This window comes from Amycolatopsis plumensis (genome assembly GCF_042652605.1).
In the GTDB taxonomy this organism is placed as follows: Bacteria; Actinomycetota; Actinomycetes; order Mycobacteriales; family Pseudonocardiaceae; genus Amycolatopsis; species Amycolatopsis plumensis.
This window is the reverse complement of sequence record NZ_JBHSJY010000001.1, coordinates 2,425,920-2,451,659: the sequence shown is the minus strand read 5'-3', so window position 1 is coordinate 2,451,659 and position 25,740 is coordinate 2,425,920. Positions and strand designations below refer to the sequence as shown.

The following is a 25,740-nucleotide window of genomic DNA, read 5'->3' as shown; positions in this document are numbered from 1 at the left end:
AGGCAATGGTGGAGGTCCACGACGGCCCGCCCATGGACGGGTTCTCGGTGCCCCTGCGCCTGCACAACCTGTTGCTGGCCCTGGCGGGCCGGATCGACGACAGCGCGCTCACCGAAGCGCGTGAGCTGATCGCCCGGGCCCACATCGACGAGGCGGTCGAGCTGACCACCGGCACGCTCATCGCGGGCCGGATCCCGGTCAGCTCCGCCGAGCAGCGCGAACTGGCGCTGGTACTCGAGATGAGCCGCTCGGACGCGACGCTGGCGAACGATCTGCTGGTCGACGAGACCGAGCCGGTCAACACGCACCGGTTCAGCGGCGACAACGCCCCGGAGTTCGGCATCGCCGAGGCGCTCGACCGGACCCTGCAGGTGCTGCCGGACGTCCGCTCGGTGCACGCGGTGTGGCGCAACACCCCGGCCGGCAGCGTGCCGGGCGCGCTGCCGCAGCGCGTGGTGCTCGTCGAGCTGGGGCCGGAGGGCAACCCGCCGGCCGTCGCGTTCCGCGTCGACACGGCACTGCGCCGGGCCGGGATCCACTCGGTCGTCGAGGTCAGCGGGCCGGGTGTCGCGCACTCCGAGTACCACCAGGCCGCGTCGGCCGCCGCGTCGCCGGCCTGGGTGACCGGGAGCACGACGTCGAGCTCGTCGTCGTACCGGTCGGAGCCGGTGAAGCCGCCGGCCCCGGTGACGCCGGAGCCGGTCGCCGAGTCGGGCAGCCGGCACAGCATGCGGTCGAGCAGCACCACGACGGCGCCGCCCGAGCCGGTCGCCCCGGTGGTGCCGATCGTCTCGCCGCCCGCCGCCGAGCCGCCCCGCAAGGCGCGGTCGGAGACGCGGGCGGAGCGCACCGCCGACCTGACCCCGGCCGAGGTGGCGCAGCTGCGGCAGGCGCTGGCCGAGGACCCGGAGAAGGGCCGCGAGATCGCCGCGGGCAAGCCGTCGATGCACGAGGTCGTCGAGCTGCCCGCGCTGGACCTGGACGACCCGAGCCTGAGCGAGCGCGACCGGGCGCTGCTGCGCGAGCTGCACGCCGAGCTGGCCGAGCGCGAGCGGGCCGAGGCGGCGAAGATGCGGCTCAACGGCGCGTCCCGCTCCGGTGGCGACCAGCGCGGCTGGACCGCCCCCTGAGGTTTGCGGCACAAAGCGGCACTTTCCCTATGAAAGTGCCGCTTTTGCTGTGTCTGGAGTGCCACAACTGCGCGACGGGACGTCGGGTGGCGGAGGTATGTTGCCCGGGTGGAGCAGCCAACGGAGTTTGTCTTCGACATCCCGGTCGGCGCGGGGGTGGCCACCCGCGCCAACGCCGACGGCCCGCCGGCGACGCCGAAGGACGCGGCCACGGTGATCTTGGTCCGGGACGGCGCCGACGGTGTCGAGGTCTTCCTCCAGCACCGGGTCAAGGGCATGCCGTTCGCGGGCGGGATGACCGTGTTCCCCGGCGGCGGGGTCGACCGGCGTGACGCCGACACGTCGGTGGCGTGGGCCGGGCCCGAGCCGTCGTGGTGGGCCTCGCGGTTCAGCTGCGACGAAGCCCTCGCGCGGGCGCTGACCTGCGCGGCCGTGCGTGAGACGTTCGAGGAGTCCGGCGTGCTGCTCGCGGGCAGCGCGGCGGACGTGCTCACCGACGTCACGCCGTACGCGGCGGCCCGCCAGGCCCTGGAGACGCGGGAGGTCTCGCTGGCCGGGTTCCTCGCCGGTGCGGGCCTGACGCTGCGGGCCGACCTGCTGCGCCCGTGGGCGCACTGGATCACGCCGGAGCAGGAGCCGCGGCGCTACGACACCCGCTTCTACGTCGCGAAGCTGCCCGAAGGTCAGGAGGCTGACGGGGCGACGTCGGAGGCGTCGAGCTCCGGCTGGCAGCGTCCTGAAGACGCCATCGCCGACGCGCGCGAGGGCCGCCGGATGCTGATGCCGCCGACGTGGCTGACGCTGAGCGAGCTGGCGGAGTTCGCGACGGCCGACGACGTGCTGAACGCGCCGCGCGAGATCGTCCGGATCGCGCCGACGCTGGTGCGGGAGAACGGCCACGTCCGAGTCGTCCTGGAGCCGCGATGAACGCCCCCGCCTACGGCGTGCTGCGCCAGGTCTCCGAGACGGCGTCGGTGCTGCTGGAGAACAACCCGTCGTCGATGACGCTCGAGGGCACCAACAGCTGGGTGCTGCGGGCGACGCCGTCGAGCCCGGCGGTGGTCGTCGACCCGGGCTACCGCGACCTCGAGCACCTCGAGCTGCTGGCCGCGGTCGGTCCGGTCGAGCTGGTCCTGCTCACGCACCACCACCCCGACCACGCGGAGGGCGCGCCGTGGTTCGCCGAGCGCGTCGGCGCGCCGGTGCGGGCGTTCGACCCGACGCTGTGCCTCGATGCTTCGTCCTTTGTGGACGGCGAGGAGATCGCGGCGGGCGGCCTTTCGCTCCGGGTGCTGCACACGCCCGGGCACACCGACGACTCGGTGTCCCTGGTGCTCGACGGCCAGGTGCTGACCGGCGACACCATCCTCGGCCGCGGCACGACGGTGCTGCACGACCTCGGCGACTACCTGCGGTCGCTGCGCAAGCTGATCGAGCTGCCGGCCGGCACGGCCGGGCTGCCCGGGCACGGTCCGGAGCTCCCCGACCTGCCCGCGACCGCCCGCGAGTACCTTTCCCACCGGGAACAGCGGCTCGACCAGGTGCGTTCGGCTCTGAAGACACTCGGGCCGGACGCCACCCCGCGCCAGGTCGTCGAGGTCGTGTACGCCGACGTCGACCGGGCATTGTGGGCGCCCGCCGAGTGGAGCGTGCAGGCGCAGCTGGACTACTTGCGGTCGGAGGAGAACGGATGAGCAACGTCGAGGTCGAGTTCTACTGGCGTCCGGGCTGCGGCTTCTGCGCCGCGCTCGAGAGGCCGTTGTCGAAGAGCGGCTTCAACGTCCGCGCGATCAACATCTGGGAGGACCCGGCGGCGGCCGCACGAGTCCGCGAGGTCGCGAACGGCAACGAGACGGTCCCGACGGTGATCGTGGGCTCGAAGGCGATGGTGAACCCGTCGTTCGCCGAGGTCGAAGCGGCGGTCAAGGCAGCCTCGGCGGGCTGAGGTCGGCCCACACCTCGCGCAGCCCGGTCTCACCTCACCCGCCGACCGGGCGACGGCGGTGCTGACATGTCGACACTTTCGGCGGCGGCTGGCCGCTCGGACTCGACGGTCCGCCATCGCCTGAGGTGCTCCGCTCGTCCGGAGCGGGTGTAGCAAGCGAGGCCACGCGGGCGACTCACTGCCTGTGGACGACGAGCGCGCGATCGACTTCGTACTCAACGGCGAGCAGCACCGGCTGAGCCGAGCCCAGGTATTGAGCGCGGCCGCGCGGGGCGGGCCGGAGCCGATCCGCACGCACTGGGTGTCGATCGGCGAGCAGCGGTGGCCGCCGAGGCAGATCTTCGAGCGCGCGCTAGGGGTTCCGCGGACCGACTTCATCTCGCACTACGCGATCCGCCAGCTCCGGCGGCTCGGCTTCGCGACGAGCGCGCTGCCCCACGAGCCGGAGGCTCCGGCCGAACCCGAACGGCCGGCACCGGAGAGCGACCTCGGGCGGGCGATCAAGTCCTTCATCGACCTGCACGAGTTCTTCGGCCGGGAAGACCTCTCCCACCGGGTGAGCCGCCTGGAAGATCTCCTGGAGGGCGCCGACGGCGAAACCGTCGAGGAACGAGTGGCACCCGAAGGCCTCACCGACAACCTGCTCAAGGGCGCGCTGCTGGTGCGGGCGCACGCCGGCCGCGTCAACGACCTCATCCACGCGGCGATGATCGTCCGGGCGCTGCCGAAGATCCTCGAACCGGGCGAACGCATCGTCCGGCGCCCGTCGCTGGCCTCAGGCAACGACGGCAGCCGTCAGTTCGACCTCGAGACGGACCGCCGCGTGGCCGAGTTCAAGGCGGCCCAGTGGAAGGGCCGCGACGCGATGCGCAAGCGCCTGCTCGTCGCCGACCTGGTCGGACTGGTCCTCGAACGCGGTGATCGCCGCGCCGAGCTGTACGTGCTCGGCTCCCGGCCCATCGACTTCCTGCGCACCAGCACCTCGCCGGTCGAGTGGGCGCTCGGCCGCTCGTCACCGCACCTCCGACAGGCCTATGAGGAGCGCTTCGGCAGCGCCGTGCTGACCGTCGGCCAGTTCACCGCCGGCCCGGCGGCCGACGTCGTACTCCGGGACCTGACCGAACTCATCGGCTGAGCATCGGCATCAGGTAGTACGTCAGCTCCACCTCCCCGGCCTCCGCAGCCCGCAGAATGCACGCCCGCATCCCCGGCTGGATTGACAGCACCACCCGCTCGCTCCCGAACGCCGCCAGTGCGTCGAGCAGGTACCGGGCCTGGAACGACGGGGACGTCCGCCCGCCGCTGACCTCCGCCTTCAGGACTTCCTCCGCCTCGCCCGTGTCCTGCCTCGCGCTCGCCAGGCGGACCTGGGTGTCGCCCACCTCCAGCGTCAGCACCCGCCTGTCCTCCGCGTACACCCCCACGCGACGGACCGCCGCCGCCAGGGCGTCCGCCGGCAGCGTCACCGTTGTGTCCACCGCGCCTGAGGGGATCGAATCCTCCGACAGGAAGCCCGCGTCGAGCACTGCCGTCGCGACCAGGCCTTCCGGCCAGTTCACCCCGAACCGCCCCGGGCCGACGTGCAGGCCCACCCGGCCCCGGGACTGCCGGGCCGCCTCCGACAAGAGGGCCGCCGGGACCAGGACGTCCAGCTCGCCCGGCGACAGCAGGGGCACCCGGGCCACCGCCATCCGGTAGCGGTCGGACGCCGTCAACGTCAGCCGCTCGCCTGAGGACTGCAGCCGGACGCCGGTGAACAGCGGGAGCGGGTCGTCCTTCGCCGCCGTGCCCGCGACGATCCGCAGCGCCGAGGCGAACGCTGCTCCGTCCACTGAGGACACCTGTGCGGGCGGCCCCTGGACACCCTCGGAAACCGGCAGCAGGGGCAGCGCGAACCGGGCGTTGTCCAGCCGCAACGCCAGGCGCGTGCCCTCGACCACCAGCCGCACCAGGTCCGCGTCGAGCACCTTCAGCGTCTCCACCAGCGGGGCGGCCGGGACCACGACCGCGCCGTCGGTGTGGGTAGTCGCCGGGCAGCCGAACCGGACGGCCAGGTCCGGAGCGGCGCCGGCGACCGTCAGCCCCGATGCGGCCGCCTCCAGCCGCAGGCCGGCGCGGGCCGGCAGCAGGCGTGCTGCGGCGGAGACGGCCGCCGAGAGGCGGTGGGCAGGCGCGGTGACGTCCATGCGTTGCTCCTATGTCAAGCCGCTGTGGGGAGTGTGGCTGTGTGGGGTGTGGTGTCGGTTCGTAGGAGGTTGAACACGACACGGGCGAGGCGTCGTTTGAGGGCGCGGAGTGCTTCCATGGTGGTGTCTCCGTTGCTGCGGCGGCGTTGGTAGTAGGTGCGGCCGGGGCCGGGTAGCCGGATCTGGGTGACGGCGATGCGGTGCAAGGCGGTGTTGAGCTGGCGGTTGCCGCCGCGGGCGAGGCGGTGGCGGGTGGTGTTGCCCGAGCTGGCGGGGATGGGAGCGACTCCGGCGTGCATGGCGTAGCAGGCTTCGGAGCGGAACCGAGTGATGTTCGCGGTCTCGGCGACGATTTTCGCCGCGGTCAGGGCGCCGCAGCCGGGCAGGGCGAGCAGCTGCGGCGCCTGCTGGGTCATGCGGGTCGCCAGTTCACGTTCGAGCGCGTTGATGCGGAGGGTGAGGTCGCGGATGTCGGTGACCAGTTCGGCGGCGATGCGCACCACCATCGATGCCGGCTGCTGGGCCAGCCATGCGGTGAGCCGGTCCAGTTCGCAGCGCCGATCCAGGCTGCGTGCGGCGGGGTCGAGTTCGGGGTCGAGTTCGTGCAGGTGCCAGCGCAGCCGGTTCTGCATCCGGGTGCGGGTGGCGACCATGTCCTCACGGTGGTCGACCAGGAGCTTGACCTCCCGCGAGGCCTCATCGTGGACAGCAGTCGGCAGGTCCGGCTCCCGCAGCGCGGCCCGGGCGATGGCCAGCGCGTCGATCGGGTCGGACTTGCCGCGGGTCCTGGCCGCAGACCGCGCGCCGGCCATCAGCTTGGGCGGAACCCGGATCACGGTCTGCCCGGCCGCCAGCAGCGCTCGCTCCAGCCGGGTCGAGACGTGCCGGCAGTCCTCCACCGCGAAACGCAGTTGCTCGGATGGCCACTGGCGCAATGTCCAGCGCAGCAGCTGCCGGTGGCCGGCATCCGTCGCCCGGACCGTCTGTTCGCCCAGTTTGCGGCCGACCTCGTCCACCACGACCGCGGTGTGGGTGTTCTTGTGGACATCGATACCCAGCACCACCACCATGGGGATGGTCTCCTTCCAGCTCGAAAGGGACGGCTGGGCCGGCCGGCGGACACACCTCAGTGGGGGGCGCTGCCACGCTCCTATCAAGTCACGCCGGTCGGCCCCGGCTCACCGGTGACCGGCACAACGCATGATCGCCAACCCACACAGGCGGCAGGCAAGCTACGAGCCAAATCACCAGCAGCCAGGATCCCAACCACCGCAACAGCGGCAACATCACCCTGACACTGACCACAAGCTAGCGGCCGGCACCGACAAAAACCGCCGGGCTACGCGTTGACCAGCGCAGACACCGGTTGCGGCGCGCCCGAACGGACCGTGCCGCGCAGCAGCCAGACCACGAACGCGAGCGCCAGCCCGGCGACGCTCGCCGCCAGGAAGGCCACGCCCGGGCCAGCGTGCTCGACGACGTACCCGCTGATCGACTGGCCGGCCGCCAGCCCCAGCGTCACCGCCGTGAGCACCCAGCCGAACGCCTCCGCCGCGGTCCCGGACGGCGCGACCACCTCGATCGTCGTCGAGTGGGCCGTCGACTGCGGCGTGATCAACGCGCCCGCCAGCAGCATCATCAGCGCCAGGCCCCACAGCGAGGACGGCCAAGCCAGCAGTGCGACCAGCGCACCGAACCCGCCGAGCAGCACCGGCAGCCGCAGGCCCAGCTGCCGGGGCCACGGCCGCAGGCTGTAGGCGACGCCGAACGCCACCGAGCTCAGCGACCACGCCGACAGCAGCAGGCCACCCACGGACGCCTGGCCCGCCTCGGTGGCCGCCGCCGGCACGGCGACCTCGACGAACCCGATCACCACGCCGAAGCCCAGCGCGGCGACGGCCAGCGTGCGCATGCCCGGGCTCGCCAGCGCGCCCAGCAGCGACCCGTGCGACTCCGCAGAGGGGCCCCACGCCCGCACAGCCGGGCTCAGTGCGAACAGGACCGCGCCGGTGAACTGCAGCGCGACCCCGAGCACCAGGCCGGTGCCCGCCCACGGCGCCATGACCAGCAGCCCGGCCACGCCGGGGCCGAGGATGAAGAAGACCTCCATGCTGATCGCCTCGTACGAGAAGGCGGCGTTGCGCGGGCCGCCCGGCGGGAGCAGCCGCCCCCACAGCGCCCGCGACGCCGACCCGACCATCGGCTCGGTCAGCCCGGTGAGCGCGCCCAGCGCCACCAGCACGGCGGTCGCGGCGTGCGTCTCGATGGCCGCGACCAGCGCGCTCATCGACAGCGCCAGCAGGAGCGAGACGGTGAGCAGCGGCCGCGTCGGCCCGAACCGGTCGATCAGCCTGCCCTGCACCACCGCACCCACCGACACCCCGACGAGTGAACCGGCCGAGACGAGCCCGGCGACGGCGAAGGAACCCGTCTCGCGCTGGACGTAGAGCAGCGCCGAGATGCCGATCATGGCGATCGGCAGGCGGGCGAGCACGGACGCGACGGCGGGCCGCCGGGCCGCCCTGGTCGTCAGCGCGGTGCGGTAGTCGGCGAGGGACGTGCGGCTTTCGTGGTTCGAGACAGACTGGGACACGCGTACGAGTATGCCGCAGACTGGTACGTCAGTACCAGTTATTTACCGGTCGCCTTCGTCACCGCCGGAGGCGCAGTGGATCTTGGAACCCGGGCATCAGGTCTCAATCCGGTAACGTCGGCGATATTCTCCGTGGACTCCTGCAACGAAACGGCCCAGACGGCGTCCTTGAGAGTGAATGGCCTTGAATTCGTGGGTATGGGCCGTGATGGTTGAACGACAGCACAGAAAAACCCAGCTCCCTCCGGCACACGGGTCGGGGCCTGGCCCGGAGGGCGGGGAGCGCGGATCGTCGGGGGATGGTCCGCGCAGACAACGAAGAGCCGGTGCGCCACGTCGGGGGTGGCGCCCGGCTCTTTGTTGTCTGCGCAGTCGTTGCTGTCAATGCAGAAGGCCCCTCGGCGAACCGAGGGGCCTTCGACGTGAGAAGACTCAGCGAGCGCGCCGGGCGAGCCGCTCCGGGTCCAGGATCAGCACGCTCTTGCCCTCGAGCCGCAGCCAGCCGCGGTGGGCGAAGTCGGCGAGCGCCTTGTTGACGGTCTCGCGCGAGGCGCCGACGTACTGGGCGATCTCTTCCTGCGTCAGGTCGTGGGTGACCCGCAGCAGGCCCGCCTCCTGGCTGCCGAACCGCTGCGCGAGCTGCAGCAGCGCCCGCGCCACGCGGCCCGGGACGTCGGTGAAGATCAGCTCGGCGACCATGTTGTTCGTCCGGCGCAGGCGGCGCGCGACCACGCGCAGCAGCTGCTCGGCGATCTCCGGGCGGGTCGAGATCCACTGGCGCAGGGCCGGGCGGTCCATGGTGACCGCGCGGACCTCGGTGACCGTGGTCGCGCTCGACGTCCGGGGACCGGGGTCGAAGATGGACAGCTCGCCGAACATGTCCGACGGGCCGAAGATGCCCAGCAGGTTCTCGCGGCCGTCCGGGGACTTGCGGCCGATCTTCACCTTGCCGGACTGGATGATGTAGAGCTTGTCGCCGGGTTCACCCTCGTTGAAGATGACATGGCCGCGGGGGAACTCCACGGATTCCAAGGTCTGGGCCAGCGCCTCCGCCGCTGCCGGCTCCACACCCTGGAAAATGCCCGCACGGGCCAGGGTTTCGTCCACCTCGGGTGCCTCCTCGTCGAGAAACGATCACGCTCCCCCTTGGCTGGAAGAGCGTGACGCCGATCACTTGCGCGTCAGTCTAGGGCGTACTCCCGAGATCGCCCGCCGGACTCGCACGTGGCGGGAACGATCTCGTTCGAACGTGGAGCCTAACTCCGCACGCGACGCGCGCGTAGCCTGGCTGCCCGTCCGCCCAGCCTACGCAGCCGGAACAGCTCCAGCGCACGGCCGATGCCGTGCCCGTAGAGCGCCCTGACCTCGTTGGGCTGCGCCTGCTCGAGGAACTCTTCGACCTCGTTCTCCTGCACCGCGACGTGCTTCAGCCTGCTCTCGACGCGCTCCATCCCGAGCGCGAAGAACATGATCACCAGGGGGACCAGGATGACGAACCAGACAGTCATGACCGGACCCCGAAACACTCGATGGAAAGCATCTACTCCAGATCCTCGCTCATGGCGGCCGGAAAACGCGCCGAGGTGGTGCTCTGGCGTGTCGGTCGTCCACCGGTGCAGTCACCGGCTCGTCCGACGGCGCCCGTAGGCTATCGGGGTGCCACCTGCCACCACGAACGCCCCCCGTGAGGGCGCTGGTGAAAGCCGGTTAGCTCTGGTGAGACGCGCCAGGCGGATGAAGCGTTGCCTCGACGACGTGTATCCCGACGCCCACTGCGAGCTCGACTTCACCACGCCGCTGGAACTGCTGGTCGCGGTCGTGCTGTCCGCGCAGACCACCGACGTCCGGGTGAACCTCGTCACGCCCGCGCTGTTCAAGCGCTACCGGACCGCCGCCGACTACGCGGGTGCCGACCGCACCGAGCTGGAGGAATACCTCCGGAGCACCGGCTTCTACCGGGCTAAGGCGAACTCGGTCATGGGCCTCGGCGCGGCGCTGGTCGAGCGCTTCGGCGGCGAGGTCCCGAACAAGCTCGAGGACCTGGTCACGCTGCCCGGCGTCGGCCGCAAGACGGCCAACGTCGTCCTCGGCAACGCCTTCGACGTCCCGGGCATCACCGTCGACACCCACTTCGGCCGGCTGGTCCGGCGCTGGGGCTGGACGGCGGAGGAGGACCCGGTCAAGGTCGAGCACGCGGTCGGCGAGCTGATCCCCCGCAAGGAGTGGACGATGCTCTCGCACCGGGTGATCTTCCACGGCCGCCGGGTCTGCCACGCGAAGAAGCCGGCCTGCGGCGCCTGCCCGCTGGCCAAGGACTGCCCGTCGTACGGCACCGGCCCGACCGGCTTCGACGAAGCCGCGAAGCTCGTCAAAGGCGTCGAAAAGGACCACATCCTGGCCATGGCTGCGCCTCGGTGACGAGAGTCACCAAGTTCGCGCTGGCCGCCGCCGTGCTGGCGGTGGCGCTGATCGTCGCGCTGCTGCCCCGCGGGGGTGACGACACCGCCGCGAAGCCGTCGGGGGACCTCGCGCCGGCCCGGTCCGCGGCGGCGCTCCAGCCGTGCCCGGCGCCGGCTGCCGGGCAGCCGGTGAAGCAGCTCGAAGGCGTCACGGCGGACTGCCTCGGCGATGGTGTGCGCGTCGACGTCGGCCAGGCCCTCGCCGGGGCTCCGGCGCTGGTCAACGTGTGGGCGTCGTGGTGCGAGCCGTGCCGGACCGAGCTGCCGGTGCTCCAGGAGTACGCGAAGGAGCCGGGTGCCGTGCGCGTCCTCGGCGTCCAGGTGCAGAGCCCGGCGGAGGACGGCCTGGACCTGCTGGCGAAGCTGGGGGTGCACCTGCCGTCGGTGTTCGACGGCGACGGGCGGACCGGGCCGGTCCGGGCCGCGCTGAAGGTGCCTTCCTCGCTCCCGGCGTCCTACTTGGTCACCGCGTCCGGCGAGGTGCGGTTCATCGCGAATCCTCGCTCGTTCGTGAACACTGACCAGGTGCGCGCGGCAGTCGAGGGGGCATCGTGATCGGACCACTGGTCGAACCCGAGTCGGTTCCCGAGTGGCTCCGGCCGCTGGTCAAGGTGAGCGCCGAGGTCGATTCGAAGACGTTCACCCGGTTCAGCCCGCCCGAAAACGCCTACACCCGCCCGGCCGCCGTGCTCATCCTCTTCGGTGAACGCGAAGCCGACGGCGAGCCGGACATCCTGCTGCAGCGCCGCGCCGACACGCTGGGCTCGCACGCCGGCCAGGTCGCCTTCCCCGGCGGCGGCGCCGAAGAGGGCGACGGCGGCCCGATCGGCACCGCGCTGCGCGAGGCCGAAGAAGAGACCGGCGTGGTCCCCTCCGGCGTCCGGCCGGTCGCGGTGCTGCCGGAACTGTTCGTCCCGGTGTCCGGCTTCGCCGTGACGCCGGTGCTGGCGCACTGGGCCGAACCCTCGCCGGTGCACGCGGTCGACCCGGGCGAGACGGCGTCGGTCGCGCGCGTCGCCATCGCCGACCTGGTCGACCCGGCCAACCGGTTCACCGTGCAGAAGAAGGGCGCGCCCTGGAAGGGGCCGGCCTTCGAGGTCGGCGGCCTGTTCGTCTGGGGCTTCACCGCGGGGTTGCTGTCGGTGCTGCTGAGCCTGGGAGGCTGGGAGCGTGACTGGGACTCGGGCGACGTCCGGGACCTCGACGAAGCACTGGCCGCGTACAAAGCGCGGGTAGCGGGCGGGGAGTGACGCGGTGAACTGGGTCGATGTCGTGGTGCTGCTGCTGGCCGTGCTGGCGGCGGTGTCCGGCGCCTACCAGGGCGTGATCATCGCGCTGCCGTCGCTCGTCGGCGTCGTGCTCGGCGCGGTCGCCGGGATCAAGCTCGCGCCGGTCGTGGTGGCGTTCTTCGACGACCCCGTCTGGAAGGTCGCCTTCGCGGTGGCGACCGTGGTCTTCCTGGTCGCCTTCGGCGAGGCGATCGGTGTCTACGTCGGACGGCGGCTGCGGCAGAAGATCAACCCGGTCCGGCTCTCCGGCATCGACAAGACACTCGGCGCGGTCGTGCAGGCCCTGGTCGTTTTCGTGGTGGCGTGGCTGATCGCGACGCCGCTGACCGCCGTGTCGGGCGCGCCGGGGCTGGCCAAGGCGATCAACAACTCGGTGGTGCTCGGCAAGGTCAACGAGGCCATGCCGGAGGCCGCCCAGGGCTTCCCGAGCCAGCTGCGCAAGCTGCTCGACGCGTCCGGCTTCCCGTCCATCGTGGACCCGTTCCAGAAGGCGCCGACGGCGGACACCTCGCCGCCGGACCCCGCGCTCCAGCGCAGCGGGATCGTCCAGCAGCTGCACGGCAGCGTGGTCAAGATCCGCGGCAGCGCGAGTTCGTGCTCGCGGTCGCTCGAAGGCAGCGGGTTCGTGATCGCGCCGCAGCGCGTGATGACGAACGCGCACGTCGTGGCCGGTACCGACACCGTCGGCATCGAGACGACCCAGGGCGACTACCCGGCCCGCGTCGTCTACTTCGACCCGGAGGTCGACATCGCGGTGCTCGCGGTCCCGCGCCTGAGGGCCGAGCCGCTCCAATTCGCGCCGGAGACGGCGTCGGCGGGCGACAGCGCGGTCGTGCTCGGCTACCCGCTCGACGGCCCGTACCGGGCGACGCCGGCGCGCGTGCGCGGCCGGATCAACCTCCGCGGCCCGGACATCTACGAGGCGAACACCGTGCAGCGGGACGTCTTCACGGTCCGCGCCGAGATCCGCAGCGGCAACTCCGGCGGCCCGATGGTGACCCCGGACGGCAAGGTCATCGGCGTCGTCTTCGGCGCGGCGGTGGAGGACCCGGAGACCGGCTTCACGCTGACGGCCGAGCAGGTGCGCGCCGAGGTCGACGCGGCGCCGTCGCAGACGACGAACGTGTCCACCGGCTCCTGCGCGGCCTGAGCAGTCTGCCGCGGCTCGTCGTGAGTGGTAAGGCGGGTTCTAACCCGCCTTACCACTCACGACGCCCGGGTGACCGCGGAACCGCAGCGCCAGGCCGTCGAGCAGGGCTCGCATGCCCAGCTCGAAGATGTCGTCCAGCACCAGGTCGTAGCCGGTCTCGGTGAGGTCGGCGAGCATCCTGGCGAACGTCGGGTGCCCGGTCGTCATCGCGGCGACCGCGGGGGCCTGGTGGTCCATCCAGTCGTCGTCGGTCAGCCCGGACGACGCCAGCGCGCTCTGCTCGCGCTCGAGGTGGACCGCCATGCCCTGGATGTGGCCGAAGAACAGCACGTGCAGGTTGCACAGCGTGGCCGCGTCGACGTCCAGCTCGGCCAGCGCGGACAGGGCCCACTCGCCGTGCACGGCGAGGTTGCGCAGCGGCAGCGGCCGCGTGATCGGCCCCAGCTGGGCCAGCCACGGGTGCCGCCGGAAGAGCGCCCAGAGCGTCCGGCCGCCGAGCGTCAGCCGTTCACGCCAGTCACCGGACGGCTTCGCCGGATAGCCGCGCTCGCCGAACGCGGCGTCGGCCATCAGCAGCACCAGCTCGTCCTTGCCCCGCACGTACCGGTACGGCGCCATCGCCGCCACCCCGAGGCGGGCCGCGACCCCGCGCATGGACAGCGCGCCGAGGCCCTCGGTGTCGGCGATGGCGATGGCGGTCCGCACGAGCTGCTCGCGGGTCAGCCCCCGCTGGCCGCCGCGTCGGTCCCGGTCGGCGACGACGGTGCCGGATCGCGGCTCGGCGCGGACGAGGCCTTCCTGGCTCAGCCGTTCCAGGGCCTTCGCCGCGGTCGCCAGTGCGACGCCGTGCTCGGCCGCGAGCCGCCGCGTGGAGGGCACCCGCGCGCCGGGCGGGAGCTCGCCGCGCGCGATCCGCTCACGCAGTTCGTCCGCGATGGCCACGTACTTCACGGCGGTCTCCTGACCTAGTACAGACAGCCATCTGTACTAGTACAGAAATGGCCTGCGAACTGGCTGTTCTCCACAGTGACGCAGACAAGCGTACAACTCTGGAGGAACCATGCGGAACGTTCTGATCTCCGGCGCCGGTGTCGCCGGCGGCACGCTGGCCCGGCTCCTGGCCCGTGCGGGCTGGGCGGTGACCGTGGTGGAGCGGGCGCCCGGCCCGCGCACCGGCGGCCAGGCGATCGACGTGCGCGGCGCCGCGCTCGACGTCGTCGACGAGCTGGGCCTCGGCGACCGGATGCGCGCGCTGCGGACGCGGATGGGCGGGATGTCCGTGGTGGACGGAGCCGGCCACGAGCTGTTCCGGTCCGAGGAGTTCACCTACAGCAGCGGACGGCTGGACGCCGCCGACTTCGAGATCCTGCGCGACGACGTCGTCGCGATGCTGCTGGAGGCGCCCGGCGTCGAGTACGTCTTCGGCGACACGATCACCGCGCTCACCGAGGAGGCGCACGGGATGCGCGTCGAGTTGGAGCGCGGCGGCTCCCGGACGTTCAACCTGGTCGTCGGCGCGGACGGACTGCATTCCGTCGTGCGACGGCTGGCCTTCGGACCCGAGGAGGACTTCACCCGGCACCTCGGGCAGTACCTGGCGATTTTCCCGACGGCCAACTTCCTGGGGCTCGAGGACTGGCAGGTCTGGTTCCGGCACGAGCACACCGGCGGGGTGGTCTACCCCGTCCGGGAGAACACCGAGCTCCGCGTGACCCTCGGCTTCGGCTCGGAACCGCTGCCGCGGCTGGCCGTCCCGGAGCAGAAACGGCTGATCGCCGAGCGGCTCGCCGGGGTCGGCTGGGAGGTGCCGAAGCTGCTGGAGGCGATGGCCGCCGCGGACGTCTTCTACTTCGACGCCATGGCCCAGATCCACCTGGACCGCTGGTCGGCGGGCCGGGTCGTGCTGGTCGGCGACGCCGGCTACTGCGCCTCGGCGCTGTCCGGCCAGGGGACGAGCCTCGCGCTGGTCGGCGCGTACGTCCTCGCGCAGGAACTCGGCCGGGGCACCCGCGAGGAGGCCTTCGCGGCCTACGAACGGCGGATGCGGCCTTTCGCCGCGCTCAACCAGGCGCTGGCCACCGAGAACGCCGAAGGGCCGGCCTCGGAAGAGTCGGTGGAGCGGGCGAAGAACGCCATCAGTCTCGCTTGAGGAAGCCCACCAGGGCCTCCGACGTGCGGTCCGGCACCTCGAGGTGGGGGAAGTGCCCGACGTCCGGCCAGATCTCCGGCTCGGCGTGCGGGCCCGCCCAGCGCGTCGACGACGCCGCCGTTTCCGGGAGGATGCAGGTGTCGTCGGCGCCGTGCAGTTGCAACGTCGGTGCCGCGATCCGGGTGCCGACGGCGTCGGTGAACCGGCGGCCTTCGCCGCGGAACTGGGCGCGGAACGCCCACCGGTAGTACTCGAGCGCGCTGTGCGCGACGCCGGGCACGAGCATCGCCTGCCGGAACGCCTCGACGCTGCCGGTGAAGTCCGCGCTGGACCGCCAGCGGCGGCCGGCCCAGCTTTCGAAGAGGTCCGCGACGGCCTGGGCGTCGTCCTTCACCAGCCACTTCTCCGGTGCCATCGGCACCTGGAAGCGGAAGAGGTGCCCGGCCGCACGGCCCTGGCCGCGCCACGGGCGGGCCGCGCCCGAACGCAGGGCGAGCGGGTGGGCGGCACCGATCGCCGTCACCGAGGACACCAGCCGCGGGTGCAGCGCCGCGACCGTCCAGGCGAGCATGCCGCCCCAGGCGTGCCCGACGAGGTGGGCGCGGCGCGCCCCGAGTGATTTGATCAGCCCGCCGACGTCACCGGCGAGCGTCCAGGCGTCGTAGCCGCGGGGCGGCTTGTCCGAGTCGCCGTAGCCGCGCAGGTCGACGGCCACCGCGCGGAACCCGGCGCCGGCCAGTGCCGTCAGCTGGTGGTGCCAGGTCCACCAGAACTCGGCGAACCCGTGCAGCAGCACCACGACCGGCCCGTCGCCGCACTCGGCGACGTGCAGCCGGATGCCGTTCGCGGAGACGTCGCGGTGGACCCACGGGCCGTCGAGCCGGACGATCGACGGGTCGGGGGACGCGTGCAACGCACTCAGTCGCGCGTGGCCACGCCGGCTTCGGGCGCCCGCTGCGGCTTGAGCGCGGCGGCGGTCTCCTTGACGCTGGCGATGGTCCGCTCCGGGGCCTTGAACTTCTTCACCTTGCGGTAGCCGAGGAACCCGGCCGCGCCCGCGACGAGCAGCATCAGGACGAACACGATGCCGAACGCGATCCAGCGGTACCGCACCCACTCGGCCAGCCCCTCGGCCGCGAAGAAGAACAGGAAGAAGGTGCTGTACAGGAAGACCGTCAGGGCGATCAGGAAGAAGACGGCCCCCTTGAGCCCCTTCTTCACCTCGCCGACCAGCTCGGACTTCGCCAGCTCCATCTCGGCCCTGACCAGGGTGGAGATGTGCTGCGTCGCGTCGCCGACCAGGCGGCCGATCGACTGGTCGCCGGGGACGTCGGAGGCGGAGGACAGCGGGAGGTAAGGCACGGCCCCCACGCCGTCGGGACCGGTGCGCTCGTGCTTGGGGCTGCTCACCGGGTCATCGTGCCATGTGTCCCTGATGCGGGCGCGGCGGACTCACAGTGTGTCGGACATTTGCGCGTGGACCTTGCTACGACGGAGTAGCAACGCCGCCGCCAGCAGGGACGCCACCGCCGACGCGATCAGCACCGCCGCCTTCGCCAGCTCGCTCGCGTCACCCGGCAGCGCCAGCTCCGCGATCAGCAGGCTCACCGTGAACCCGACCCCGCCCAGCACGGACAACGCGGCCAGGTCCCGCCACCCCATTCCGCGCGGCTTCTCCGCCAGCCGGAACTTCACGGCGAGCAGGCTGGCCCCGAAGATGCCGACGACCTTGCCGCCGAGCAGCCCGGCGAGCACCGCGAGCGGCAACGCCGTCGTGAACACCGCGCCGAGCGCGTCGGCATTGACCGAGATCCCGGCCGCGAACAGCGCGAACACCGGCACGGCGACCGCCGCCGACCACGGCTGGAGCCGGTGCTCGAGCCGCAGCGCGGGTGCTTCCGCCTCGCCCTCGTCGGCGCGGACGCGGGTGAGCAGGCCCAGCGCGACACCGGCGATCGTCGCGTGGATGCCCGCCGAGTGCACGGCGACCCAGGTGATCAGCGCCAAGGGGACGTACAGCCACGGCGTCCGGACGCGACGGTGCTGCAGGAACGCGTACAGCGCGAGCGCTACGACGGCGACGGCCACCGCGACCAGGTCGAAACCCGTCGTGAACAGCACGGCGATGACGATGATCGCGCCGAGGTCGTCCACCACGGCCAGGGAAAGCAGGAACACCCGCGCGCTCGAGGGCAGGTTCGACGCGGTCAGCGCGAGCACGCCGAGCGCGAACGCGATGTCCGTGGCGACCGGGATCGCCCAGGCGCGCTCGATCCCCGGCGTCCCCCAGCCGACGGCCAGTGCGACGAGCGCGGGGACGACCATGCCGCCGATCGCGGCGACGACCGGCAGGATCGCCTGCTTGAACCGGGAGAGCTCACCGATGACGAGCTCGCGCTTGAGCTCCAGCCCGGCGACGAAGAAGAACAGAGCGAGCAGGCCGTCCTTGGCCCAGTCGCCGAGCGTCAGGTTCAGGTGCAGGAACTCCGGGCCGAGCCGGAAGTCGCGCAGGGCGTGGTAGCTGTCCCGCAGCGGCGAGTTGGCCCAGAGCAGCGCGACCGCCGTCGCGCCGAGCAGGATCAGCCCACCGGTCGTCTCGGTGCGCAGGTAGCGGGCGAATTCGCTGAACGGGCGGGTCATCGGGGCGGCTCCAGGGGTTGCTGATCACTGTTGCCGACCAGACTTCCCGGCGCACCTTCACTCGATTTTACCAGTCCTTTGTCACGCATTGTCATGACCGCTGCCACATGGGGTATCGGTGGTGGGTAACCCGGTGGGCTCATAGCATGCGAATCGACAACGAAGTCCCTAGACAAAGGAAGACGAGTTGTGAGCACCTCAACCGAGGTCCAGCAGGACACGAGGTTCTTCGGGCACCCACGAGGACTGGCGAACCTCTTCGGCATCGAGATGTGGGAGCGCTTCTCCTTCTACGGGATGCTCGGCATCCTCGCGCTCTACCTCTACCGGACGGCCGCGGAGGGCGGTCTCGGCCTGCCGCAGGAAGACGCGCTCGGCATCGTCGGCGCGTACGGCGGGCTCGTGTACCTGTTCGCCGTCGTCGGCGCCTGGGTCGCCGACCGGCTGCTGGGTTCCGAACGCACGTTGTTCTACAGCGCGGTACTGATCATGATCGGCCACATCAGCCTCGCGGTGCTGCCGGGTCTCGTCGGCGTGGGCGTCGGCCTCGCCTGCGTCGCGGTCGGCAGCGGCGGGCTCAAGGCGAACGCGACGGCGATCGTCGGCACCCTCTACGCCGAGGGCGACGAGCGGCGCGACGCCGGTTTCACGATCTTCTACATGGGCGTCAACCTCGGTGCGTTCGTCGGCCCGCTGCTGACCGGGTGGGCGCAGAAGGACGTCGGCTTCCACCTCGGCTTCGGCCTGGCCGCGATCGGGATGGCCCTCGGCCTGGTCCAGTACACTCTCGGCCGCAAGAACCTCGGCGAGCGCGCGAAGGCGGTGCCGGATCCGCTGCCCGCGTCCCGGCGGCTGCTCGCCGTCGGCGTCGCGCTCGTGCTGGTCGCCGTCGTCGTCGTCCTGCTGCTGACCGGGGTCGTCAACCCGGGCAACCTCGCCGACGTCGTCGTCTGGGTGGTCGGGACCATCTCGGTGGTCTACTTCGTGATCATCCTGGCCAGCCGCAAGATCACCGGGGACGAGCGCAGCCGGGTCTTCTCGTTCATCCCGATGTGGATCGCCAGCGCGGTGTTCTTCTCGCTGTACCAGCAGCAGTTCACCGTCGTCGAGGTCTACTCCGACCAGCGGCTGGACCGGAACCTGTTCGGCTGGGAGATGCCGGTCGCCTGGGTCAACTCGATCAACCCGGTGTTCATCATCGTGTTCGCGCCGCTGCTGGCGGCGTTGTGGACGAAGCTCGGCGAGCGCCAGCCGTCGACGCCGATGAAGTTCGTCATCGGCACCGTGCTGATGGGCGTGGCGTTCCTGCTGTTCCTGCCGATGGCGGGCAGCGGCGAGAACGCCAGCCCGCTGCTCGCGCTGATCGGCATCCTGTTCGTCTTCACGATGGCCGAGCTGTGCCTCTCGCCGGTCGGGCTGTCGCTGTCGACCAAGCTCGCCCCGGCGGCGTTCCCGACGCAGATGGTGGCGCTGAACTTCCTGTCGGTGTCGTTCGGCACGGCGATGTCGGGCAAGCTCTCCGAGTACTACTCGGTCGACGACGAGGCGCCGTACTTCGGCACGGTCGGCGGGATCGCCGTCGCCGTCGGCGTGCTGCTGTTCCTGGGCATTCCCTTCATCCGCAAGCTGATGAAGGGCGTTCACTAGCCCACGGTGACCCCGAAGATCACGCCGACGAAGTAGGTCACGACCATGGTGAGCGCGCCGACACCGACGTTGCGGACGATCGCGCGCACCACGTTTGCGTCGCCGAGCCTCGCGCTGATCCACCCGGTCAGCGTGAGGCCGACGACGACCGCGGCGGCGCACGCCCACACCCGCAGGGAGACGCCGGCCCAGGCGATGGACAGGATCGGCAGCAGCGCGCCGACGGAGAACGCGAGCAGCGACGCCCACGCGGCCTGCCATGGGCTGGTGAGGTTGCCGGGGTCGATGCCGAGCTCGGCTTCCGCGTGCGCCTGCAGGGCGTCCTTTTCGGTCAGTTCGCGGGCGACCTGGCTCGCCAGTTCCGGGGAGAGGCCCTTGCCCTCGTAGATCTCGGCGAGCTCGCGCTCCTCGGCCTCCGGCATCGTCTTGAGCTCCTGTTTTTCGAGCCGGAGCAAGGCCTGTTCGGTGTCGCGCTGGGTGCTCACGGAAACGTATTCCCCGCCGGCCATGGAAAAGGCGCCGGCGACGAGCCCGGCGATTCCGGCGGTGAGGATCGTGGTGCTTTCCGTGGTCGCCCCGGCCACGCCGACGACGATGCCGGCGACGGACACGATGCCGTCGTTCGCCCCGAGCACCCCGGCCCGCAGCCAGTTCAGCTTCCCGCCCAGTCCCTGGTGCGGTTCGTGGGCGTGTTCAACGGCCGTATCGGTCACCGGACCAGTGAAACACGGAAGCGGAATGGTGGCGAGAGCAGGGTTTTCGGTCAGGTGGACCTAAATAACGACTGCCTTACCTAACTGGTCCTGTGTGGACTCTCAGCCGGGCTGGGTCATGATGGACGGCATGGAAGAGCAGGTGTGGCAGCCACTGGTGACGGTGGAGGGCTTGCCGCTACTCGGCGGCGAAGGCCGGTTCCGGCTGCTGGAGCAGGCAGCGAGCGGACTGGCCTACTTGATCCACTACCCGGCGGGAGTGGCGTCACCGCCGCACGCGCACGACCACGACTCGATCGTCTACGTGTTGTCGGGTCGGCTGCGCGGAGCGGTCGAGGGGGTGGAGGCCGTCCTGGAGCCGGGTGATTCGGTGGTGCACCCACGCGGGGTCACGCACCACGTCGAGGCCCTGACGGACGCGATGTGGGTCGAGTTCAAGTCACCCCTGCCCGCCCGGCCCCCGATCGCCTGCCCCTCAAGGTACGCAAGCCGACCCTGCAGGTACGCAAGCCGACTCTCCAGGTACGCAGGCCGACCCTTGGGGGTGCGCCGAGCCGACTTCCCGGGTACGCGAGTCGATCGCTTGAGCCACGGGTCGGAGTCGGTTTGCTAGCTGATTTCCGGCCGAGCCGCAACCGTCCATCCACAGGTCCGGCTCTGGCTTGTCATCTGGCGCGAGTTGTCCACAGATCGGCGAACGGCCTGTTTTCGCAGGTGGTGGCCGATAGACTGGAACTGGGACGTCCCCCCGGGACAGGGCAGGGTTCCGGCAAAGTCGTGTTGGTGCAGGCAGGCACGGCTCTCGGTGGTGATCATGTGGTTGTCGAAGCCCATGATCTGTGAGAGAGCCGTGCCTGCTGTTGCATCTTCTCCCATCCCTGCCGTGCTGACCCGACTGGCCTGCGCCGACCTCGATCGAGCAGCTGATCTGCGTGATTACCTGGCCCTGGTGCCTGATCCGCGGAAGCGGCGGGGGGTGCGGCATTCGCTGGGATCGGTTCTGGCGCTGGCCGCGGCCGCAGTCGCTGCCGGGGCCCAGTCGTTCACCGCGATCGGGGAATGGGCCGCCGACGCACCCCAGCGCGTGCTGGCCCGCCTCGGCGCCCGGTTCGACCCCCGCCGCGACCGGCACATCGCCCCGGACGAAGCCACCGTGCGGCGGGTGCTCTCCGGCATCAACGGCGACGACCTCGACACCGCGATCAGCTGCTGGATCAACGCCACAACAGATGGTCCAACTGCGATCGCGGTGGACGGCAAATCCCTGCGCGGCACCTTCGCCCGCACCGGCGGAGCGGGCGTGCACCTGCTCTCCGCGCCGACCCATGAGGACGGGATCGTGCTGGCCCAGCAGAACGTGACCAGGGGAACGAGCGAAATCAGCTGGATGCAACCCCTGCTCGAGGGCATCGACCTCGCCGGTGTCGTGGTCACCGCCGACGCCCTGCACACCACCCGCGGCCTGGCCCGCTACCTCACCCGCCGCGACGCGGACTACGTGTTCACCGTCAAAGCCAACCAGCACCGCCTCCACACCAGGCTCACCACAATGCCCTGGCCACAGGCCACCCACCACACCAGCACCGGAATCGGACACGGACGCCTCGAACAACGCACCATCGAGACCCTGCCCGCCCCCGACGACCTCGGCTTCCCCGCCAGCACACAGGTCTTCCAGGTCACCCGATACCGCACCGACCGCACCACCGGAACACGCGAAACCCACACCGGTTACGGCATCACCAGCCTGCCCTCAGACACCAGCCCAGCCGCCATCGCCACCCACCTACGCCGACACTGGCACATCGAGAACCGGCTGCACTGGGTCCGCGACACCACCTACCGCGAAGACGCCTCCCGCGTCCGCACCGGCACCGGACCCCGCGCCATGGCCTCCCTGCGCAACCTCGCCATCAGCGCCCTCCGCACACAAGGCCACAACAGCATCGCCACAGCCCTCCGCCACATCGCCCGCACCCCCACCCGACCACTCACACTCTTCGGAATCACCCCATGAACAGCACAAACGACTTTGCCGGAGCCCTGCCGGGACAGGGTGGGGGCAGCTTTCTTCGGGGCCGGCGGAGGGCGATGCACTTTGGAGCTCGGCGAAACAGCGGAACCGACCCGTGAACAGGTGCGGCACGTGCTGAGCGGCCTCGCTGCCGGAAGACTCACCGCCGTCGAAGCCTCCGACTGGGCCGGCCAGTGGGTCGGATCGGACTGCGAAGTCGAGGACGACCTGGTCTTCGACGCGATCCAGAACCTGTGGGGCGCGGACATGCCTGTTGCGCCGGGCAAGTACTTGTACGGCCCGCTCGACTTCCGGGCCTGGCTGGCGGACTTCGAAGCACGCCTGAAGCCGTGAAAGCGGAAACGCCCGGCCCGCGAGCAGCGGACCGGGCGTCTCCCGGAGTGAAGCTCAGGCGTCCAGCTCAGCCAGGGCCTGCTTGGCCTTCTCGAGCTCGGCCTCCAGCGCGGCGACCTTCGCGGCCTGCGCCTCGCGGGCCTGGTTGATCACCTCGTCGATCGGGCCGGAGAGGTCGCTGTGCAGCTCCTTCGCCGCGCGCGAAACCGCCGCGGCGGGGATCTCGAGGCCCTTGGCGACCCACTTCGAGCCGTTCTTCAGCTCGGCCTGCCACTCGCCGTCGGCGGTGCCGGTGACCGTGAGGGTCAGCTCGACCGTGCGGGTCTTCTTCGCCGTCGACGCCGTCGCCGCGCCCTTCGGGCGGCCGCGCTTCGGCTTCGGGGCCTCTTCCTCGGCGGGCGAAGCGTCGCCCTCCGAAGAGGCCGGGGACGCGGACTCGGTGACGGCCGCCTCGTCGGCGGAAACCTCCGAAGCCGGAACCGGAGCGGAAACCGGAGCCGAAGCCGTTTCCTCGTCGTGCGTCAGGACATCCACGGTCATCGTCGTGTCGTCTCCTTGCCCGGGAAGTGGGTGTGGTTCGCGGCACAGCGTAGAACATGCGTTCGACTAGTGCCACTCGGGGGTGTCATGACAGAGCCCTCCCGGCGCGAAGCCGGAAGGGCTCTGACGAGGAGAACGCTAGCTCACTCCTCCGACTTGCCCGTCTTCAGGCCCGACGAGATCAGGTCCATCACCGTCGAGTCGGCCAGCGTGGTGACGTCGCCGACCTGCCGGTTCTCCGCGACGTCGCGCAGGAGACGGCGCATGATCTTGCCCGAGCGCGTCTTCGGCAGCTCCGGCACGACCATGATCTGCCGCGGCTTCGCGATCGGCCCGATCTCCTTCGCGACGTGGTTGCGCAGCGCCTGGATGGCCTCCTCGCCGCCGTCGACGGCGTTGCCGCGCAGGATGACGAACGCGACGATGCCCTGGCCGGTCGTCGGGTCGGTCGCGCCGACGACCGCGGCCTCGGCCACCGTCGGGTGCGAGACCAGCGCCGACTCGACCTCGGTCGTCGAGATGCGGTGGCCGGACACGTTCATCACGTCGTCGACGCGGCCGAGCAGCCAGACGTCACCGTCGTTGTCGTACTTCGCGCCGTCGCCGGCGAAGTAGAAGCCCTGGTCCTTGAACCGCGACCAGTACGTGTCCTTGAAGCGCTCCTCGTCGCCCCAGACCCCGCGCAGCATCGACGGCCACGGCTTGTCGAGCACCAGGTACCCGCCACCGCCGGGCCCGACCTCGACGCCGGTGTCGTCGACGACCTTCGCGGAGATGCCCGGCAGCGCCTTCTGCGCCGAGCCCGGCTTGGTCGAGGTGACGCCCGGCAGCGGCGAGATCATGATCGCGCCGGTCTCGGTCTGCCACCACGTGTCGACGATCGGGGTCCGGCCCGCGCCGATGTTCTCGCGGTACCAGATCCACGCCTCGGGGTTGATCGGCTCGCCGACCGAACCCAGCACCCGCAGCGACGACAGGTCGTACTTCTCCGGGATCTCCGCGCCCCACTTCATGAACGTGCGGATCAGCGTCGGCGCGGTGTAGTAGAGGGAGACCTTGTACTTCTGGATGATCTCCCAGTGCCGGCCCTCGTGCGGGGTGTTCGGCGTGCCTTCGTAGACGACCTGCGTGACGCGGTTGGCGAGCGGGCCGTAGACGATGTAGCTGTGGCCGGTGATCCAGCCGATGTCCGCGGTGCACCAGTAGACGTCTTCGCCGGCCTTGTGGTCGAAGACGTTGTGGTGCGTGTACGCGGTCTGCGTCAGGTAGCCGCCCGACGTGTGGAGAATGCCCTTCGGCTTCCCGGTCGTCCCGGACGTGTAGAGGATGAACAGCGGGTGCTCGCTGTCGAACGCCTCGGGAGTGTGCTCTTCGGACTGTCCGTCGACGAGCTCGTGCCACCACAGGTCGCGGCCGTCGGTCCACGGGACGTCACCCTCGAGCTGGTCGCCCGTGCGCTTTACGACGACGACCTTCTCGACGGTCTCGGCGCCTTCGAGCGCTTCGTCGACATTGGCCTTCATCGGCGCGGCCTTGCCGCGGCGGAACTGGCCGTCGGAGGTGATCACGACCTTCGCGGCGGCGTCGTCGACACGCGCTCGCAGCGCCGTCGGGGAGAAGCCGCCGAAGACGACGTTGTGCAGCGCGCCGATCCGCGCGCACGCGAGCATCGCGAAGATGGCCTCGGGGACCATCTGCAGCTGGATCGCCACGACGTCCCCGGCGGTGACGCCCAGCGACGCGAGTGCGTTGGCGGCCTTGGAAACCTCGGTCTTCAGCTCGGCGTAGGTGATGTCCCGGGTGTCACCCGGCTCGCCGACCCAGTGGATCGCGACCTGGTCGCCGTGGCCGGACTCGACGTGCCGGTCGACGCAGTTGTAGGCGACGTTCAGCTTGCCGCCGACGAACCACTTCGCGAAGGGCGCATTGGTCCAGTCCAGTACCGTGGTCCACTTCGTGTCCCACGTGAGCCGCTCGGCCTGCTTGGCCCAGAACGCTTCGCGGTCGGCGTCCGCTTCGGCGTAGAGATCGGCCTTCGCGTTGGCCTGGCCAGCGAATTCGTCACTGGGCGGGAAGGTGCGGCTCTCGGTGAGCAGGTTGTCCAGGGCGGGGGACTGCTCGGTCATGGTTGCAAGGCCTCCTGTAGTGCGCCGAAACGACGGCTAGCGGCACGCTAGCGACGTTAGTCCGCCTTGTAAAAGGTTGCACCCACGTGGCCGGGCCGGTTCACCGTGCCCGGCGAGCCCCGCTGACTAAGCGTTCGTTCAGCCGGGCCTTGGCAGCGGGCCATTCCGGCGCGAGCATCGAGTAGAGGACGGTGTCGCGCGACGACCCGTCCGGCCGGATCCGGTGTGCGCGCAGGACGCCTTCGCGAAGCGCGCCAAGCCGTTCGATGGCGCGTTGCGAGCGGAGGTTCCGGATGTCGGTCTCCCACGCGACCCGTTGCGCGCCAAGGGTTTCGAACGCGTGCGTGAGCAGCAGCAGCTTCGACTCGGTGTTGAGCCCGGTGCGCTGCCAGTCCGCGCCGATCCACGTGTGCCCGATCGACAGGATCCGGTGCTTCTCGACGACCTGGTAGTACGACGTCGTCCCGGCGACGCGGCCGGAGGCCGGGTCGATCTGCACGAAAGGGCGGCGGTCGGGATCGGCGAGCGCCTGCTCGACCATCCGCTCGGCGGCGGGAAGATCCCCCGGCTGCCGGATGCTCAGCCACGCCCAGATGCCCGGGTCGGCGCCGGCCTCCAGCAGGCCCTTGGCGTGCTCGGGGGACAGCGGCTCCAGGCGGACGTGCTCGCCGGAGAGGGTCGGTTGCGTGGTCCAATCGCTCACGCGCTCACGGTAGTTCGGCCAGTGGCTGCTCAGGAGAGCCAATTTCTGATCATTTCAGGAGTCCACTTCCGCGTTGCCTATGCTCGGCGAACCACGACGGGA

At 70.9% G+C, this 25,740-nt stretch carries 26 protein-coding genes and 1 pseudogene; 14 read left to right on the top strand and 13 right to left on the bottom strand.

What is annotated here, in order from left to right; genetic code table 11:
- Positions 1-5 precede the first annotated feature (5 nt).
- From ACFPLC_RS11630 to ACFPLC_RS11610, 5 genes are all read left to right on the top strand, one after another.
- Positions 6-1,130 (top strand): hypothetical protein, encoded by a 1,125-nt coding sequence (locus tag ACFPLC_RS11630; RefSeq protein ID WP_378208079.1) that lies wholly within the window; start codon positions 6-8, stop codon positions 1,128-1,130.
- Between the two features lie 108 nt (positions 1,131-1,238).
- On the top strand, positions 1,239-2,057 hold the full coding sequence (locus tag ACFPLC_RS11625; protein ID WP_378208076.1) for an NUDIX hydrolase: 819 nt from the start codon (positions 1,239-1,241) through the stop codon (positions 2,055-2,057).
- Positions 2,054-2,824 (top strand): MBL fold metallo-hydrolase, encoded by a 771-nt coding sequence (locus ACFPLC_RS11620; protein ID WP_378208074.1) that lies wholly within the window; start codon positions 2,054-2,056, stop codon positions 2,822-2,824. Before ACFPLC_RS11625 ends, ACFPLC_RS11620 begins: the two co-directional genes overlap by 4 nt.
- Entirely contained in the window at positions 2,821-3,075 is a 255-nt protein-coding gene (locus ACFPLC_RS11615; RefSeq protein WP_191312688.1) for a glutaredoxin domain-containing protein, read from the top strand. The genes ACFPLC_RS11620 and ACFPLC_RS11615 overlap by 4 nt, the downstream gene beginning before the upstream one ends.
- A 184-nt stretch (positions 3,076-3,259) precedes the next feature.
- Positions 3,260-4,210, top strand: coding sequence for a hypothetical protein (locus tag ACFPLC_RS11610; protein WP_378208071.1), 951 nt, complete (start codon positions 3,260-3,262; stop codon positions 4,208-4,210).
- On the opposite strand, the gene ACFPLC_RS11605 is transcribed toward ACFPLC_RS11610, so the two are convergent.
- The 5 genes from ACFPLC_RS11605 to ACFPLC_RS11585 form a co-directional block, all read right to left on the bottom strand.
- Entirely contained in the window at positions 4,200-5,261 is a 1,062-nt protein-coding gene (locus tag ACFPLC_RS11605) for a DNA polymerase III subunit beta (RefSeq protein ID WP_378208068.1), read from the bottom strand. The genes ACFPLC_RS11610 and ACFPLC_RS11605 overlap by 11 nt on opposite strands.
- Before the next feature lie 14 nt (positions 5,262-5,275).
- A complete protein-coding gene (locus tag ACFPLC_RS11600; protein WP_378208299.1) occupies positions 5,276-6,331 on the bottom strand; it encodes an IS110 family RNA-guided transposase in 1,056 nt (351 codons plus the stop codon).
- Positions 6,332-6,600: 269 nt separating this feature from the next.
- On the bottom strand, positions 6,601-7,854 hold the full coding sequence (locus ACFPLC_RS11595) for an MFS transporter (RefSeq protein ID WP_378208181.1): 1,254 nt from the start codon (positions 7,852-7,854) through the stop codon (positions 6,601-6,603).
- 432 nt (positions 7,855-8,286) lie between these two features.
- A complete protein-coding gene (locus tag ACFPLC_RS11590; RefSeq protein WP_003081747.1) occupies positions 8,287-8,961 on the bottom strand; it encodes a Crp/Fnr family transcriptional regulator in 675 nt (224 codons plus the stop codon).
- A gap of 149 nt (positions 8,962-9,110) precedes the next feature.
- The gene (locus ACFPLC_RS11585) at positions 9,111-9,362 is read right to left on the bottom strand and encodes a hypothetical protein (RefSeq protein WP_003081722.1); all 252 of its coding nucleotides are present in this window, start codon (positions 9,360-9,362) and stop codon (positions 9,111-9,113) included.
- 226 nt (positions 9,363-9,588) lie between these two features.
- On the opposite strand from ACFPLC_RS11585, the gene nth reads away from it, so the two are divergent.
- Genes nth through ACFPLC_RS11565 form a run of 4 tightly spaced genes read left to right on the top strand, consistent with a single transcriptional unit; the run spans position 9,589 to position 12,752 of the window.
- Positions 9,589-10,272, top strand: a complete 684-nt coding sequence (nth, locus tag ACFPLC_RS11580; protein WP_378208186.1) for an endonuclease III — start codon at positions 9,589-9,591, stop codon at positions 10,270-10,272.
- Positions 10,269-10,868, top strand: coding sequence for a TlpA family protein disulfide reductase (locus ACFPLC_RS11575; RefSeq protein WP_378208189.1), 600 nt, complete (start codon positions 10,269-10,271; stop codon positions 10,866-10,868). Before nth ends, ACFPLC_RS11575 begins: the two co-directional genes overlap by 4 nt.
- Positions 10,865-11,563 carry an NUDIX hydrolase gene (locus ACFPLC_RS11570; RefSeq protein WP_378208191.1) on the top strand — a complete coding sequence of 233 codons (699 nt, stop codon included), beginning with the start codon at positions 10,865-10,867 and terminating at the stop codon, positions 11,561-11,563. The genes ACFPLC_RS11575 and ACFPLC_RS11570 overlap by 4 nt, the downstream gene beginning before the upstream one ends.
- A gap of 4 nt (positions 11,564-11,567) precedes the next feature.
- Positions 11,568-12,752: a MarP family serine protease gene (locus ACFPLC_RS11565; RefSeq protein ID WP_378208194.1), complete on the top strand. Its 1,185-nt coding sequence runs from the start codon at positions 11,568-11,570 to the stop codon at positions 12,750-12,752.
- A gap of 39 nt (positions 12,753-12,791) precedes the next feature.
- On the opposite strand, the gene ACFPLC_RS11560 is transcribed toward ACFPLC_RS11565, so the two are convergent.
- Positions 12,792-13,703: a GntR family transcriptional regulator gene (locus ACFPLC_RS11560; RefSeq protein ID WP_378208138.1), complete on the bottom strand. Its 912-nt coding sequence runs from the start codon at positions 13,701-13,703 to the stop codon at positions 12,792-12,794.
- Positions 13,704-13,812: 109 nt separating this feature from the next.
- On the opposite strand from ACFPLC_RS11560, the gene ACFPLC_RS11555 reads away from it, so the two are divergent.
- A complete protein-coding gene (locus tag ACFPLC_RS11555; RefSeq protein ID WP_378208136.1) occupies positions 13,813-14,901 on the top strand; it encodes an FAD-dependent monooxygenase in 1,089 nt (362 codons plus the stop codon).
- On the opposite strand, the gene ACFPLC_RS11550 is transcribed toward ACFPLC_RS11555, so the two are convergent.
- Genes ACFPLC_RS11550 through nhaA form a run of 3 tightly spaced genes read right to left on the bottom strand, consistent with a single transcriptional unit; the run spans position 14,888 to position 17,541 of the window.
- A complete protein-coding gene (locus ACFPLC_RS11550; RefSeq protein WP_378208133.1) occupies positions 14,888-15,814 on the bottom strand; it encodes an alpha/beta fold hydrolase in 927 nt (308 codons plus the stop codon). The genes ACFPLC_RS11555 and ACFPLC_RS11550 overlap by 14 nt on opposite strands.
- Before the next feature lie 5 nt (positions 15,815-15,819).
- Positions 15,820-16,311: a phage holin family protein gene (locus ACFPLC_RS11545; protein WP_191312663.1), complete on the bottom strand. Its 492-nt coding sequence runs from the start codon at positions 16,309-16,311 to the stop codon at positions 15,820-15,822.
- 42 nt (positions 16,312-16,353) lie between these two features.
- The gene (gene nhaA, locus ACFPLC_RS11540) at positions 16,354-17,541 is read right to left on the bottom strand and encodes a Na+/H+ antiporter NhaA (RefSeq protein ID WP_378208130.1); all 1,188 of its coding nucleotides are present in this window, start codon (positions 17,539-17,541) and stop codon (positions 16,354-16,356) included.
- A 189-nt stretch (positions 17,542-17,730) separates the two neighbouring features.
- Between nhaA and ACFPLC_RS11535 the strand changes: the two genes are divergently transcribed.
- Positions 17,731-19,188: a peptide MFS transporter gene (locus tag ACFPLC_RS11535; RefSeq protein ID WP_378208127.1), complete on the top strand. Its 1,458-nt coding sequence runs from the start codon at positions 17,731-17,733 to the stop codon at positions 19,186-19,188.
- On the opposite strand, the gene ACFPLC_RS11530 is transcribed toward ACFPLC_RS11535, so the two are convergent.
- The gene (locus ACFPLC_RS11530) at positions 19,185-19,901 is read right to left on the bottom strand and encodes a VIT1/CCC1 transporter family protein (RefSeq protein WP_378208124.1); all 717 of its coding nucleotides are present in this window, start codon (positions 19,899-19,901) and stop codon (positions 19,185-19,187) included. The genes ACFPLC_RS11535 and ACFPLC_RS11530 overlap by 4 nt on opposite strands.
- Positions 19,902-20,019: 118 nt before the next feature.
- On the opposite strand from ACFPLC_RS11530, the pseudogene ACFPLC_RS11525 reads away from it, so the two are divergent.
- From ACFPLC_RS11525 to ACFPLC_RS11515, 3 genes and pseudogenes are all read left to right on the top strand, one after another.
- Positions 20,020-20,370: pseudogene (locus tag ACFPLC_RS11525) on the top strand (cupin domain-containing protein); the annotation flags it as partial.
- A gap of 414 nt (positions 20,371-20,784) precedes the next feature.
- Positions 20,785-21,918: an ISAs1 family transposase gene (locus tag ACFPLC_RS11520; protein WP_378235806.1), complete on the top strand. Its 1,134-nt coding sequence runs from the start codon at positions 20,785-20,787 to the stop codon at positions 21,916-21,918.
- Between the two features lie 129 nt (positions 21,919-22,047).
- The gene (locus tag ACFPLC_RS11515; protein ID WP_378200529.1) at positions 22,048-22,269 is read left to right on the top strand and encodes a hypothetical protein; all 222 of its coding nucleotides are present in this window, start codon (positions 22,048-22,050) and stop codon (positions 22,267-22,269) included.
- Positions 22,270-22,323: 54 nt separating this feature from the next.
- Here the strand turns inward: ACFPLC_RS11515 and ACFPLC_RS11510 are convergent, their stop codons facing one another.
- The 3 genes from ACFPLC_RS11510 to ACFPLC_RS11500 all read right to left on the bottom strand — a co-directional run bounded on the left by ACFPLC_RS11510 (position 22,324) and on the right by ACFPLC_RS11500 (position 25,638).
- Complete coding sequence (locus tag ACFPLC_RS11510) at positions 22,324-22,809, bottom strand: DUF6319 family protein (RefSeq protein ID WP_378200526.1); 486 nt, start codon at positions 22,807-22,809, stop codon at positions 22,324-22,326.
- A 143-nt stretch (positions 22,810-22,952) separates the two neighbouring features.
- Positions 22,953-24,935, bottom strand: coding sequence for an acetate--CoA ligase (gene acs, locus ACFPLC_RS11505; protein WP_378200523.1), 1,983 nt, complete (start codon positions 24,933-24,935; stop codon positions 22,953-22,955).
- 100 nt (positions 24,936-25,035) lie between these two features.
- Positions 25,036-25,638 carry a GNAT family N-acetyltransferase gene (locus ACFPLC_RS11500; RefSeq protein ID WP_378200520.1) on the bottom strand — a complete coding sequence of 201 codons (603 nt, stop codon included), beginning with the start codon at positions 25,636-25,638 and terminating at the stop codon, positions 25,036-25,038.
- Positions 25,639-25,740 lie beyond the last annotated feature (102 nt).

Bases quoted from the DNA above. Each gene is read 5' to 3' on its own strand.
- ACFPLC_RS11585 (WP_003081722.1), bottom strand. From the start codon at position 9,362: ATGACTGTCTGGTTCGTCATCCTGGTCCCCCTGGTGATCATGTTCTTC.
- ACFPLC_RS11555 (WP_378208136.1), top strand. From the start codon at position 13,813: ATGCGGAACGTTCTGATCTCCGGCGCCGGTGTCGCCGGCGGCACGCTG.
- ACFPLC_RS11620 (WP_378208074.1), top strand. From the start codon at position 2,054: ATGAACGCCCCCGCCTACGGCGTGCTGCGCCAGGTCTCCGAGACGGCG.
- ACFPLC_RS11615 (WP_191312688.1), top strand. From the start codon at position 2,821: ATGAGCAACGTCGAGGTCGAGTTCTACTGGCGTCCGGGCTGCGGCTTC.
- nth (WP_378208186.1), top strand. From the start codon at position 9,589: ATGAAGCGTTGCCTCGACGACGTGTATCCCGACGCCCACTGCGAGCTC.
- ACFPLC_RS11630 (WP_378208079.1), top strand. From the start codon at position 6: ATGGTGGAGGTCCACGACGGCCCGCCCATGGACGGGTTCTCGGTGCCC.
- ACFPLC_RS11600 (WP_378208299.1), bottom strand. From the start codon at position 6,331: ATGGTGGTGGTGCTGGGTATCGATGTCCACAAGAACACCCACACCGCG.
- ACFPLC_RS11605 (WP_378208068.1), bottom strand. From the start codon at position 5,261: ATGGACGTCACCGCGCCTGCCCACCGCCTCTCGGCGGCCGTCTCCGCC.
- acs (WP_378200523.1), bottom strand. From the start codon at position 24,935: ATGACCGAGCAGTCCCCCGCCCTGGACAACCTGCTCACCGAGAGCCGC.
- ACFPLC_RS11510 (WP_378200526.1), bottom strand. From the start codon at position 22,809: ATGACCGTGGATGTCCTGACGCACGACGAGGAAACGGCTTCGGCTCCG.
- nhaA (WP_378208130.1), bottom strand. From the start codon at position 17,541: ATGACCCGCCCGTTCAGCGAATTCGCCCGCTACCTGCGCACCGAGACG.